This is a genomic window from Enterobacter sp. KBR-315C3_2022 (assembly GCF_041399425.1).
Classification (GTDB): domain Bacteria; phylum Pseudomonadota; class Gammaproteobacteria; order Enterobacterales; family Enterobacteriaceae; genus Enterobacter.
The window spans coordinates 186,232-198,985 of record NZ_JBGKEB010000001.1; the positions used below are offsets into that span (position 1 = coordinate 186,232).

Genomic DNA, 12,754 nt, shown 5'->3' on the forward strand with positions numbered 1-12,754 from the left:
TTCTGCTTAATTAATTTTAAATTAAATATAATCCTGTTGGCGCCCCGCGAAGAGAGACCGTGCGTTTTTCGCGCTTCGCTGTGCCCGCCCCAATCCTAAACTGACTAAAAAGACCCGGTTATAGCCCTTTATCCGCCCATTGATAGCATGACGCAGTGGCATGATACCCCTGAATTAATGGGCTGCGAGCAGGCACTGTGGCAGAAGAGAACGACGACAAAACGGAAGCCCCCACACCCCACCGGCTTGAAAAAGCGCGTGAGGAAGGGCAAATCCCCCGATCCCGCGAGCTGACGTCCCTGCTGATGCTGGTCGTTGGCGTGTGCATTATCTGGTGGGGAGGGGAGTGGCTTGCCCGCAGGCTGGCGGGGATGCTCTCTGCCGGGCTGCGCTTCGACCACAGCATGGTCAACGACCCGAACCTGATCCTGAGTCAGATAATCCTGCTGGTAAAAGGAGCGATGGTGGCGCTGCTGCCGCTGATCGTCGGCCTGGTGCTGGTGGCGCTGGTTTCGCCCGTGCTGCTCGGCGGCCTGGTCTTTAGCGGCAAGTCCCTGCAGCCCAAGTTTTCCAAGCTGAATCCGCTCCCCGGCATTGCGCGCATGTTCTCGGCCCAGACCGGCGCCGAGCTGGTGAAGGCGATTCTTAAATCCACGCTGATGGGCAGCGCGGCGGGCTTTTTCCTGCTGCATCACTGGCCCGAGATGATGCGCCTGATCGGTGAATCGCCCCTGAGCGCGATGAGCAACGCGATGAACCTGGTCGGCCTGTGCGCGCTGCTGGTCGCGCTGAGCATTATCCCGATGGTGGGGTTTGACGTCATCTTCCAGATTTACACCCACGTGAAGAAGCTGCGCATGTCCCGCCAGGATATCCGCGATGAATACAAGCAAATGGAAGGCGACCCGCACATTAAAGGGCGCATTCGCCAGATGCAGCGCGCCGCCGCGCGCCGCCGAATGATGGAAGACGTCCCAAAAGCGGACGTTATCGTCACCAACCCGACCCACTATTCCGTTGCGCTGCGCTATGACGAAAACAAAATGAGCGCGCCGAAGGTGGTGGCAAAAGGGGCGGGGCTGATTGCGCTGCGCATCCGTGAGGTCGGAACGGAGAACCGCGTCCCCATTCTGGAAGCGCCACCGCTCGCGCGCGCGTTGTACCGCCACGCGGAAATCGGACAACAGATCCCGGGCCAGCTTTACGCCGCCGTGGCGGAAGTGCTGGCGTGGGTATGGCAGTTGAAGCGCTGGCGCTTAGCGGGCGGTCAACGGCCTGCGAAACCTGAAAACCTTCCGGTGCCTGATGCGCTGGATTTTTTGAACGAGAAGGACACTGATGGCTAATCTGGTGGCAATGCTGCGCCTGCCCGGCAACCTGAAATCGACGCAATGGCAGATCCTTGCCGGGCCGATTCTCATCCTGCTTATTTTGTCGATGATGGTGCTGCCGCTACCGGCGTTCATCCTCGACCTGCTTTTCACTTTCAACATTGCGCTTTCCATTATGGTGCTGCTGGTGGCGATGTTCACCCAGCGCACGCTGGAGTTCGCCGCGTTCCCGACCATCCTGCTGTTTACCACGCTGCTGCGCCTGGCGCTCAACGTGGCCTCTACGCGCATCATCCTGATGGAGGGCCATACCGGCGCGGCGGCGGCGGGGAAGGTGGTTGAAGCCTTCGGCCACTTCCTGGTGGGCGGCAACTTCGCGATCGGCATCGTGGTGTTCGTGATCCTCGTGATCATCAACTTTATGGTCATCACCAAGGGGGCCGGGCGTATCGCCGAAGTGGGCGCGCGCTTCGTGCTGGACGGGATGCCGGGCAAGCAGATGGCGATCGACGCCGACCTCAACGCCGGGATCATCGCCGAAGATGAAGCGAAAAAGCGCCGTGCGGAGGTGACCCAGGAGGCGGACTTCTACGGCTCGATGGACGGTGCGAGCAAGTTCGTGCGCGGTGACGCCATCGCGGGCATCCTGATCATGGTGATTAACGTCGTGGGCGGCCTGCTGGTTGGCGTGCTGCAGCACGGCATGGACATGGGCCACGCGGCGGAAAGCTATACGCTGCTGACCATCGGTGACGGCCTGGTGGCGCAGATCCCGGCGCTGGTGATCTCTACCGCGGCGGGCGTGATCGTCACCCGCGTCAGCACCGATCAGGACGTGGGCGAGCAGATGGTGGGGCAGCTCTTCAGCAACCCGCGCGTGATGCTGCTGGCCGCCGCGGTGCTGGGGCTGCTGGGGCTGGTGCCCGGCATGCCGAACCTGGTGTTCCTGCTGTTTACCGCCGCGCTGCTCGGGCTTGCCTGGTGGATGCGCGGCCGCGAAAGCCGCCCGGCCGCGGAGCCTGCGCCGGTCAAAATGCCGGAAAATACCCAGGCCGTGGAAGCGACCTGGAACGACGTTCAGCTGGAAGATACGCTGGGGATGGAGGTGGGCTATCGCCTGATCCCGATGGTCGATTTCCAGCAGGACGGCGAGCTGCTGGGGCGCATCCGCAGCATCCGTAAGAAATTCGCCCAGGACATGGGCTTCCTGCCGCCGGTGGTACATATTCGCGACAACATGGACCTGCCGCCCGCACGCTACCGCATCCTGATGAAAGGGGTAGAAATTGGCAGCGGCGACGCCTATCCGGGGCGCTGGCTGGCGATTAACCCCGGCACGGCGGCGGGGACGCTGCCGGGCGAGCAGACGATCGATCCGGCCTTCGGGCTGGCCGCTATCTGGATTGAGAGCGCGCTCAAAGAGCAGGCGCAGATCCAGGGATACACCGTCGTTGAGGCGAGCACCGTGGTGGCGACCCACCTTAACCACCTGATCGGGCAGTTCTCGGCGGAGCTGTTTGGCCGTCAGGAGGCGCAGCAGCTGCTTGACCGCGTCACCCAGGAGATGCCGAAGCTGACGGAAGATCTGGTGCCGGGCGTGGTGACGCTCACTACCCTGCACAAGGTGCTGCAAAACCTGCTCGACGAAAAAGTACCGATTCGCGATATGCGCACCATTCTGGAGACGCTGGCCGAGCACGCGCCGCTGCAAAGCGATCCGCACGAGCTGACGGCCGTGGTGCGCGTGGCGCTGGGCCGCGCGATTACCCAGCAGTGGTTCCCGGGAACGGGGGAAGTGCAGGTTATCGGCCTCGACACGCCGCTTGAGCGCCTGCTGCTGCAGGCCCTGCAGGGCGGCGGCGGTCTGGAGCCGGGCCTTGCCGACCGCCTGCTTGAGCAAACGCAGGAGGCGCTGGCGCGTCAGGAGATGCTGGGCGCGCCGCCGGTGCTGCTGGTCAACCACGCGCTGCGTCCGCTGCTGTCGCGCTTCCTGCGCCGCAGCCTGAGCCAGCTGGTGGTGCTGTCGAACCTTGAACTGTCGGACAACCGTCACATCCGCATGACGGCAACCATTGGAGGGAAATAATGCGCAAGTGGTTATTCATTTTACTCTTCCCGCTGGCGGCGCAGGCCGCGGGCGAGGGGATGTGGCAGGCCAGCAGCATGGGCATCACCCTCAATCATCGCGGTGAGTCGATGTCATCGAACCCGCTGTCGGCGGGCGAGCCGGTAAACGGCCTGATGAGCCTGGTGGTCTGGAACTATAGGCTGAATGGCCCAACGCCCGCCGGGCTGCGCGTGCGCCTCTGCTCCCAGACCCGCTGCACCGAACTTGATGGTGAAAACGGCAGCACCCAGGCCTTCAGCGGCGTGCCCGCGGTCGAGCCGCTGCGCTTTATCTGGGAAGTGCCTGGCGGCGGTCGCCTGATCCCCGCGCTCAAGGTTCAGAGCAACTCCGTCATCGTTAACTACCGCTAACTGCCTGCCTTTTCGCCAGCTATCAGTCGATTCTGATGGCTGGCTCTCAAAATTGACAATGCCTTTTGATGCAATAGAAACGCTGTTTTATAAATCAGTGACACGCGTAACGACGCTCTTTGCATTTTTGCCATCCGCCGCGCCGTGATGGCAGAAACAAAAAGGTATCAACAAAGCGATACTTTTACTGTAGCCGTGTAAAAACTCCTGGATGAGGCTTGCTTACAGGGAGTCTCCCAAAACTTCGTAGGGTTGACGGCAATGAAAACACGTAAAATTGGACTCGCAAACTATCTTGCATACGGGTCAGGGGATTTCCTCGGGGCGGGAACAACCGCCCTGACGGCCGCCTGGCTTTTGTATTTCTACACCACCTTCTGTGGGCTCACGCCGATTGAGGCGACCTTCATTTTTGCCGCGGCCAGGGTATTAGACGCCGTGGTCAGCCCGCTGATGGGCTTCCTGACGGATAACTTCGGCACGACGTGGCTCGGCAAGCGCTTCGGCCGCCGCAAATTCTTTATTCTGCTGGGGATCCCCTGCGTGTTCAGCTACTCGCTGATGTGGGTCGGGGACATGAGCTTCTGGTACTACCTGCTGACCTACCTGGTGTTCGACATCGTCTACACCATGATTCTGGTGCCGTACGAAACGCTGGTGCCGGAAATGACCGACGACTTTAAGCAGAAAACCAAGTTTTCCGGCGCGCGTATCTCGATGGCACAAATGTCCGCGATCCTGGCCTCCTTCCTGCCGGGCATTTTGCTGACGCAGTTTGGCAAAGACAATGCGGTTTCCTTCTTCTATGCCAGCCTGGTCTTCTCGGTGCTGTGCGCGCTAATGCTGACCTTCGTCTGGTGCTTCACCTGGGAACGCCCGCGCGAAGAGTGGTCCGAAGCGGCGCTGCGCGCGGAAGAGGAGAAGAAAAAGCTCACGCTTGGCCAGAGCCTCAACCGCCTGATCGTGGAGCTCAGCTCTACGCTGCGCATCAAAATTTTCCGCCAGCATCTGGGCATGTACCTCGGCGGCTATATCGCCCAGGACGTCTTTAACGCGGTGTTCACCTATTACGTGGTGTTCGTGCTGATGCAGGAGGCGTCGATGGCGTCGAACCTGCTGGGGACAATGGCTATCTTCCAGTTCATCGCCGTAATCGCCATGATCCCGCTCTGCATTCGCTTCGGGCCCGCGCCGTCCTACCGCATGGTGGTGGTGCTCTTTGGCCTGGCCTCGCTCTCCTATGCCGTTCTTTACTACGCCGGGCTGAGCGACGTTTACGCGCTGCTGCTGTTGCTCTCCGCGGTGGCCGGACTGGGACGCGGCGGCATCAACTACGTGCCGTGGAATACCTACACCTATATCGCGGACGTGGATGAGGTGATCACCGGTCAGCGTCGGGAAGGCATTTTCGCCGGGATCATGACCCTGACCCGCAAGGCCTCGCAGGCCGGTGCGGTGATGCTGGTGGGGATCGTGATGCAGATGTCCGGCTTTGTCAGCGGCCAGAAGGTTCAGCCCGCCGAGGTGAGCCACACCATTCTGATGATCCTGAGCGTAGGGACGATTCTGGTGCTGTTCTGCGGCTTTATGGTCTCGCTGCGCTTTAAGCTCAACCTGCAGACGCACAGCACCCTGCGCGAAGAGACGGTGAAAATGCGCGAGTCCGGCCGCGCCGTGCCGGAAGCGGCGACGCCGCAGGCCCGTGCGACGGTGGAAATGCTTGCCGGCATGCCGTTTGCGTCGCTGTGGGGCAATAACAACATCGGTTATCTCAACCGCAATAAGCCAGCGGCGCCTCCGCTGAACGAGACCGCGGTACTCAATTCGACATACAACAGAGGTTAAGAAGATGAAAGTTTGGCCTGTCAAACATAGCCCCCTCCTGTGCCAGCCCGAGCGCTTTATCGCCCGCGACGAGCTAAAAGCGCTGATCGAAAAGGTGACGCACAGCCTGGTTAATATTCACGACAAAACGGGTGAGTTTTTGCTTCGGCTGGACGACGGGCGCGTGATCGACACCAAGGGCTGGGCAGGATGGGAATGGACGCACGGCGTGGGGCTGTACGGTATCTGGCAGTACTACTGCCAGACCGGCGACGAGGGCATGCGCGACGTGATTGATAGCTGGTTCGCCGCGCGGTTTGCGGAGGGCGCGACCACCAAAAACGTCAATACCATGTCGCCTTTTTTAACCCTGGCCTACCGCTACGAAGAGACGCGTAACCCCGCCTGGCTGCCGTGGCTGGAGAGCTGGGCGGAATGGGCGATGAACGAAATGCCGCGCACCGAGCACGGCGGCATGCAGCACATCACGCTGGCGGAGGAGAATCATCAGCAGATGTGGGACGACACGCTGATGATGACCGTGCTGCCGCTGGCGAAAATCGGCAAGCTGCTGAACAGGCCGGAATACGTTGAGGAAGCGGTGTACCAGTTCCTGCTGCACGTCCAGAACCTGATGGACCGAGAAACCGGGCTGTGGTTCCACGGCTGGAACTACGACGGCAAGCATAACTTCGCCAACGCCCGCTGGGCGCGCGGCAACAGCTGGCTGACCATCGTGATCCCTGATTTCCTAGAGCTGGTCGACCTGCCGGAAAACAACGCCGTGCGCCGCTATCTGGTTCAGGTGCTGAATGCGCAGATCGCCGCGCTGGCGACGTGCCAGGACGACAGCGGCCTCTGGCATACGCTGCTCGACGATCCTGACTCGTACCTTGAGGCGTCGGCAACGGCAGGCTTTGCCTACGGGATATTGAAAGCGGTTCGCAAGCGCTACGTGGGCGCAGAGTATGCCGACGTGGCCGAGAAGGCCATACGGGGCATCGTGAAAAATATCTCGCCGGAAGGGGAGCTGCTGCAAACGTCGTTCGGCACCGGGATGGGCAGCGATCTTGAGTTTTATCGCCAGATCCCGCTGACCTCGATGCCGTACGGCCAGGCGATGGCGATCCTCTGCTTGACGGAATATTTGCGGAAATATTTCTAATTTATCTTGTTAAATCTCGCGCCACATTATGGGACTGCCGTAATGTGGCGTTTTTATTTATTCATTTAAATATTGAATGCGCGGTTATTTATTTAAATGATGAATGCATTTAAGGAAAATATTACAGATTCCCCATAATGTGAGCGGGGACACAAAGCCTTAAATAGTTGAGGGGTATTTTTAACGGGCATCAGAACAATCTCTACTACTCAAGGAATATTATTATGGAAAATCATCCTGGTGGTTGGGTAATTAACCCGACGGTAAATATGCACATGCCTGAAATGTCTGAGAGCCAAATATCCATGTTTGAGGCGGCTTTTCGCGATATGGACGGTGCGGGCTTTACGCCGCTGCTCTATCTCGGCAGCCAGACCGTCGCCGGAACGCTCCATGCCTGGATTGCGCAGCGGCGCTTAATTACCTCACACCCCGTGCATCAGACTGCTGTCAAAGTCGTTATATTCGAATCGCTGGATAAAAAGCTAAGCATTCATTCAATATCCGAAATTTAATATTGCCTGAATCTACAAAGTTGAATAAAGGAATATTTGCGAAAGCGCGGGACGCCGCCTAAGCAACCGTTGCGCCTGGCTATGCGGGTAAAGAAAATAAGCGTGATAGCGTCCAGCGGTGAGATAATATAGTCACTCAAAATAAAGAACCCGGCTTAGCGCCGGGTTCTTTTTGTGCGTTACATACGCTCTACGGTTTCGATACCCAGCGTATCCAGCCCCAGCTTCAGCGTTTTCGCCGTCAGCTGCGCCAGCTTCAGGCGGCTGTTGCGAACCGCTTCGCTCTCGGCGGACAGAATAGGGCAGTGCTCGTAGAAGCCGGAGAACAGGCCAGCAAGGTCGTACAGGTAGGCACACATCACGTGCGGCGTACCGTCGCGCGCGACGACGGTCAGCGTCTCTTCGAACTGCAGCAGGCGCGCCGCCAGCTGCGCTTCACGGTCTTCGCTGAGGGTCACGGTTGCGTTCGCCAGCACGCTTTCGTCGATGTTGGCCTTGCGGAACACGGACAGCACGCGGGTGTAGGCATACTGCATGTACGGCGCGGTGTTGCCTTCAAACGCCAGCATGTTATCCCAGTCGAAGATGTAGTCGGTGGTGCGGTTCTTGGAGAGATCCGCGTATTTCACCGCGCCGATGCCCACGGCGTTTGCCAGTTTTTCCAGCTCGTCTGCTGGCATGTCCGGGTTCTTCTCGGCCACCAGACGGCGGGCGCGCTCCAGCGCTTCGTCCAGCAGGTCGGAAAGCTTAACGGTGCCGCCCGCGCGGGTTTTGAACGGCTTGCCGTCTTTACCCAGCATCATGCCGAACATGTGGTGCTCCAGCGGCACGGAATCCGGCACGTAGCCCGCTTTACGCACGATGGTCCACGCCTGCATCAGGTGCTGGTGCTGACGGGAGTCGATGTAATACAGCACGCGGTCGGCGTGCAGGGTTTCGTAGCGGTATTTCGCGCAGGCGATATCGGTGGTGGTATAGAGGAAGCCGCCGTCCTTTTTCTGGATGATGACGCCCATCGGTTCGCCTTCCTTGTTTTTGTACTCATCAAGGAACACGACCGTTGCGCCTGCGCTTTCAACTGCCAGGTTTTTCGCTTTCAGATCTGCCACGATGCCCGGGAGCATCGGGTTGTACAGGCTTTCGCCCATCACGTCGTCGCGGGTCAGGGTAACGTTCAGGCGGTTATAGGTCAGCTGGTTCTGGGACATGGTGATGTCGACCAGCTTGCGCCACATCTCAAGGAAGTATTGATCGCCGCCCTGCAGCTTCACGACGTAGCTGCGCGCGCGCTCGGCGAAGGCTTCGTCTTCGTCATAATGCTTTTTCGCTTCGCGGTAGAAGCCTTCCAGGTCCGCCAGGGCCATTTCGCCCGCGTTTTCCTGCTGCTGTTTTTCCAGGTAAGCAATCAGCATGCCGAACTGGGTGCCCCAGTCGCCGACGTGGTTCGCGCGGATCACCTTGTGGCCGAGGAACTCCAGCGTGCGCACTGCCGCATCGCCGATAATGGTGGAGCGCAGGTGGCCAACGTGCATCTCTTTCGCCACGTTCGGCGCTGAGTAGTCAACGACCACGGTCTGCGCGGCGGGCTGAGCCACGCCCAGGCGGTCGGATTTCAGCGCCGCGTCAACGTGGCCTGCCAGGAACGCAGGGTCCAGGAAGATGTTGATAAAGCCCGGCCCGGCGATTTCGGTTTTGCTGGCAATGCCGGTGAGATCCAGATGCGTCAGTACCTGCTCAGCGAGCTGTCGCGGCGGCATGCCCAGTTTTTTAGCCACTGCCATCACGCCGTTAGCCTGATAGTCGCCAAACTGTACTTTTGCTGACTGACGAACCTGCGGTTCGCAATCCGCAGGGGCGCCTGCGGCAATCAGTGCCTGACTGACTTTTTCTGAGAGAAGAGCCTGAATATTCACCTGGATACCTTACGTTTTTGATGCGGATAAAAATCTACCCGCGCCAGTTTAAGAATTTAGGGCGGGAGTATACTGCAAATGGCCCTTGCCGTCAGCACCGCGCGCCGCGGAGTTCGTACAGAAAATAAGCGGAGAAAGCGTGCATGATCATGCAGTCGGTAAATCTGCCAATCGGCGGTTGGTTGCAGCCCGGCAACGGAGTAAATTAGCGGCTTTGCGACACGATAAGAGGCTGACGTATGGCGAACTGGCAATCCATTGACGAACTGCATGATATTTCCGCAGATTTACCGCGCTTCACCCAGGCGTTCACAGAACTTGCCACCCGCCTGGGCCTGGATATCGCGCCGCTTGAGGCCGATCACATTTCCCTGCGCTGCCATCAGAACGCCACCGCCGAGCGCTGGCGTCGCGGTTTTGAGCAGTGCGGCGTGATGCTTTCAGAAAATATCATCAACGGTCGGCCAATCTGCCTGTTCAAGCTTCACGAGCCGGTATGCGTGGCGCACTGGCAGTTTACGGTCATCGAGCTGCCGTGGCCGGGAGAGAAACGCTACCCGCACGAGGGCTGGGAGCATATCGAGATTGTGCTGCCGGGCGAGCCCGAAACCCTGAACGCGCGCGCGCTGGCGCTGCTCTCCGATGAAGGCTTAAGCAAGCCGGGGATTTTTGTGAAAACCAGCTCGCCAAAAGGCGAGCGCGAGCGCTTGCCGAACCCGACGCTGGCGGTGACCGACGGGCAGGTGACGGTGAAGTTTCACCCCTGGACGATCGAGCAGATCGTGGCCAGCGAAGCGTAAGAGTTGTGACGCTACGCGAAGACCCCCTGCGGGGAGCGTGTCACGATAGCGTGTTGAATCGATTTTAGGGAGGAAAAGATGGCGCTACTGGAGATTTGTTGTTACAGCGTGGAGTGTGCCGTCACGGCGCAAAAGCACGGGGCCGACCGCATTGAACTCTGTGCGGCACCGAAAGAGGGCGGGCTGACGCCGTCGTACGGCGTGCTGAAATCTGCCCGCCGGGAGGTCACGATCCCGGTGCACCCCATCATCCGCCCTCGCGGCGGTGATTTTTGTTACACAGCGGATGAATTTGCTGCCATGCTTGAAGATATCGCCGCCGTGCGTGATTTAGGATTCCCCGGGCTGGTCATCGGCCTGCTCGATGAAGACGGCAATGTCGATCTTCCCCGCATGCGTCAGGTTATGGATGCGGCAAAGGGAATGGCGGTCACTTTTCATCGTGCGTTTGATATGTGTGAAAACCCTCTGCAAGCGTTTGAAACGCTTGCAGAACTGGGCGTGGCGCGCGTCCTGACGTCCGGGCAGCAGTCGTCTGCGGATAAAGGTTTAAAATTAATTACGGAACTAAAATCACACTCCCGTGTTCCAATACTTATGGCTGGCGCAGGTGTACGCGCCGGGAATCTGGAACTGTTTTTAAACGCAGGGGTAGAGGAGCTTCACAGCTCTGCGGGCAAGTGGATGCCATCGCCCATGCGTTATCGCAATACAGGGTTGTCTATGTCGACGGATGCCGAAGCGGATGAGTACTCGCGCTACGGCGTAGAGGGAGAGTCGGTTGCGGTGATGAAATCGATAATTGAGCGTTATCACGTGTAGCAACGTACCGATTTTTACCGCGCATCATGTCGCCCAATATGATGCTTGCTTGTACCAGGCCCCTGCAATTTCAACAGGGGCCTTTTTTTATCCCCCTCACCCCGGCCCTCTCCCCAAAGGGGCGAGGGAGAAAAGACCGCACCGAGCGATCCCCTCTCCCCTATGGGGAGAGGGTTAGGGTGAGGGGTATATGCTACGGCTTTGTCGCAATCAGCACCGCGCGCATCGGTGCCGGATAGCCTTCCACGGTTTTGCTGTGGTCTTCCGGGTCGAGGAACTGCTCCAGCGATTCGGTGATCATCCAGTCCGTGCGGCGCTGCTCCTCAAGGGAGGTTACGCAGACGTCGGCAATGCGCACGTCCACGAAGCCGCACTTCTCCAGCCAGTTCTTCAGCGCCAGCGCGGAAGGAATAAAGTAAACGTTGCGCATCTGCGCGTAGCGATCGCCCGGCACCAGCACCGCATTTTCGTCGCCTTCAATCACCAGGGTTTCCAGCACCAGCTCGCCGCCGCTGACCAGCTGATCTTTCAACTGCCACAGGTGCTCAAGCGGGGAACGACGGTGATAGAGCACGCCCATCGAAAACACGGTATCAAACGCCTTCAGGGCGGGCAGTTGCTCAATACCCAGCGGCAGAAGGTGGGCGCGCTGGTCGTTGCCGAGCAGCTTACGCACCGCTTCAAACTGGCAGAGGAACAGCTGCATCGGGTCGATACCGACCGCCAGATGCGCGCCCGCGCCAATCATGCGCCACATGTGATAGCCGCTGCCGCAGCCGACGTCGAGAATGGTGCGTCCGCTCAGGTCCGAAAGATGCGGAAGCACGCGGTCCCACTTCCAGTCCGAACGCCATTCGGTATCGATATCAATGCCGTAAAGCGAGAACGGCCCCTTGCGCCACGGCATCAGGTTGCGCATCAGCGTTTCGATGCGGTTGCGCTGTCCGTCAGAGAGCGGCGCTTCGCTTTCCGCCGTCACGCTGTGCAGCAGATCCAGACGATGCGGCGTCAGCTCGGGCAAAAACTCCACCGCGTTTGACCACTGCTTCAGCAGGCCATGCTGCTGATCGCGCTGCCAGGTGGCGATTTGCGCAGGCAGGGTTTCCAGCCAGTGGGAGAGGTGGTTTTTGGCAATCAGCTGATAGAAATTACCAAAGTCGATCATGCCGCGTCCTCGCCCTTCAGCGCCACAAGCGAGCCAAAGTTGAAGCACTGGAACCACAGTTCGCTGTGCTGGAAGCCGGCCTTGCGCAGGCGCGCTTTGTGCGTTTCAACGGAGTCCGTCAGCATCACGTTTTCCAGCATGCTGCGCTTCTGGCTGATCTCCAGCTCGCTGTAGCCGTTTGCGCGCTTGAAGTCGTGATGCATGTTGAACAGCAGCTCGCCGACGTTCGCATCTTCAAAGCTGAACTTCTCAGACAGCACCAGCGCGCCGCCGGGGTTCAGGCCTTTATAAATTTTGTCCAGCAGCAGCTGGCGCTCTTCCGGCACCAAAAACTGCAGGGTGAAATTCAGCACCACCATTGAGGCGTTTTCAATCTCTATATCGCGGATATCGCCCTCCACGACCTCAACCGGCGTCGGCGCCTTATAGGCGTCGATATGGCGGCGGCAGCGTTCAATCATCGCCGGCGAGTTGTCGACAGCAATAATTTTACAGCCGTCCTGACGAACGTTACGACGTACCGACAGCGTTGCCGCGCCGAGCGAACAGCCCAGATCGTAAACCTGCGTGCCGGGCTGAACGAAGCGCTCAGCCAGCATGCCGATCATGGAAATGATGTTGGAATAGCCCGGTACAGAGCGCTGGATCATATCCGGGAAGACTTCGGCTACCCGTTCATCGAAGGTCCAGTCGCCCAGGCTGGCGATAGGCGCGGAAAAAAGCGTGTCGCGATCTGACATA

11 protein-coding genes are annotated in these 12,754 nt (G+C 59.1%); 8 read left to right on the forward strand and 3 right to left on the reverse strand.

Going from position 1 to position 12,754, the window contains the following annotated elements; all coding sequences use genetic code 11:
- Nucleotides 1–197: 197 nt before the first annotated feature.
- The 6 genes from flhB (at nucleotide 198) to AB8804_RS01005 (ending at nucleotide 7,313) form a co-directional block, all read left to right on the forward strand.
- Nucleotides 198–1,346: a flagellar biosynthesis protein FlhB gene (flhB, locus tag AB8804_RS00980; protein ID WP_371182094.1), complete on the forward strand. Its 1,149-nt coding sequence runs from the start codon at nucleotides 198–200 to the stop codon at nucleotides 1,344–1,346.
- Entirely contained in the window at nucleotides 1,339–3,417 is a 2,079-nt protein-coding gene (flhA, locus tag AB8804_RS00985) for a flagellar biosynthesis protein FlhA (RefSeq protein WP_371182097.1), read from the forward strand. The genes flhB and flhA overlap by 8 nt, the downstream gene beginning before the upstream one ends.
- Entirely contained in the window at nucleotides 3,417–3,809 is a 393-nt protein-coding gene (locus AB8804_RS00990) for a flagellar protein FlhE (RefSeq protein ID WP_371182099.1), read from the forward strand. The genes flhA and AB8804_RS00990 overlap by 1 nt, the downstream gene beginning before the upstream one ends.
- 261 nt (nucleotides 3,810–4,070) lie before the next feature.
- Nucleotides 4,071–5,654 carry an MFS transporter gene (locus tag AB8804_RS00995; RefSeq protein ID WP_371182101.1) on the forward strand — a complete coding sequence of 528 codons (1,584 nt, stop codon included), beginning with the start codon at nucleotides 4,071–4,073 and terminating at the stop codon, nucleotides 5,652–5,654.
- Nucleotides 5,655–5,658: 4 nt separating this feature from the next.
- Nucleotides 5,659–6,798, forward strand: a complete 1,140-nt coding sequence (locus tag AB8804_RS01000; RefSeq protein WP_371182103.1) for a glycoside hydrolase family 105 protein — start codon at nucleotides 5,659–5,661, stop codon at nucleotides 6,796–6,798.
- Between the two features lie 224 nt (nucleotides 6,799–7,022).
- The gene (locus tag AB8804_RS01005; RefSeq protein WP_371182105.1) at nucleotides 7,023–7,313 is read left to right on the forward strand and encodes a hypothetical protein; all 291 of its coding nucleotides are present in this window, start codon (nucleotides 7,023–7,025) and stop codon (nucleotides 7,311–7,313) included.
- Nucleotides 7,314–7,492: 179 nt separating this feature from the next.
- On the opposite strand, the gene argS is transcribed toward AB8804_RS01005, so the two are convergent.
- Nucleotides 7,493–9,226 (reverse strand): arginine--tRNA ligase, encoded by a 1,734-nt coding sequence (gene argS / locus AB8804_RS01010; protein ID WP_371182108.1) that lies wholly within the window; start codon nucleotides 9,224–9,226, stop codon nucleotides 7,493–7,495.
- 239 nt (nucleotides 9,227–9,465) lie between these two features.
- Here argS and AB8804_RS01015 point away from each other — a divergent pair, with 239 nt between their 5' ends.
- Entirely contained in the window at nucleotides 9,466–10,026 is a 561-nt protein-coding gene (locus AB8804_RS01015; RefSeq protein ID WP_371182110.1) for a VOC family protein, read from the forward strand.
- Between the two features lie 78 nt (nucleotides 10,027–10,104).
- Complete coding sequence (cutC, locus tag AB8804_RS01020) at nucleotides 10,105–10,848, forward strand: copper homeostasis protein CutC (RefSeq protein WP_371182112.1); 744 nt, start codon at nucleotides 10,105–10,107, stop codon at nucleotides 10,846–10,848.
- A 193-nt stretch (nucleotides 10,849–11,041) separates the two neighbouring features.
- On the opposite strand, the gene cmoB is transcribed toward cutC, so the two are convergent.
- Entirely contained in the window at nucleotides 11,042–12,013 is a 972-nt protein-coding gene (gene cmoB / locus AB8804_RS01025) for a tRNA 5-methoxyuridine(34)/uridine 5-oxyacetic acid(34) synthase CmoB (RefSeq protein WP_371182114.1), read from the reverse strand.
- Entirely contained in the window at nucleotides 12,010–12,753 is a 744-nt protein-coding gene (gene cmoA / locus AB8804_RS01030) for a carboxy-S-adenosyl-L-methionine synthase CmoA (protein WP_371182116.1), read from the reverse strand. The genes cmoB and cmoA overlap by 4 nt, the downstream gene beginning before the upstream one ends.
- Between the last annotated feature and the right edge of the window lies 1 nt (nucleotide 12,754).

Bases quoted from the DNA above. Each gene is read 5' to 3' on its own strand.
- cmoA (WP_371182116.1), bottom strand. From the start codon at position 12,753: ATGTCAGATCGCGACACGCTTTTTTCCGCGCCTATCGCCAGCCTGGGC.
- AB8804_RS01000 (WP_371182103.1), top strand. From the start codon at position 5,659: ATGAAAGTTTGGCCTGTCAAACATAGCCCCCTCCTGTGCCAGCCCGAG.
- flhA (WP_371182097.1), top strand. From the start codon at position 1,339: ATGGCTAATCTGGTGGCAATGCTGCGCCTGCCCGGCAACCTGAAATCG.
- AB8804_RS00995 (WP_371182101.1), top strand. From the start codon at position 4,071: ATGAAAACACGTAAAATTGGACTCGCAAACTATCTTGCATACGGGTCA.
- AB8804_RS01015 (WP_371182110.1), top strand. From the start codon at position 9,466: ATGGCGAACTGGCAATCCATTGACGAACTGCATGATATTTCCGCAGAT.
- AB8804_RS01005 (WP_371182105.1), top strand. From the start codon at position 7,023: ATGGAAAATCATCCTGGTGGTTGGGTAATTAACCCGACGGTAAATATG.
- cutC (WP_371182112.1), top strand. From the start codon at position 10,105: ATGGCGCTACTGGAGATTTGTTGTTACAGCGTGGAGTGTGCCGTCACG.
- cmoB (WP_371182114.1), bottom strand. From the start codon at position 12,013: ATGATCGACTTTGGTAATTTCTATCAGCTGATTGCCAAAAACCACCTC.
- AB8804_RS00990 (WP_371182099.1), top strand. From the start codon at position 3,417: ATGCGCAAGTGGTTATTCATTTTACTCTTCCCGCTGGCGGCGCAGGCC.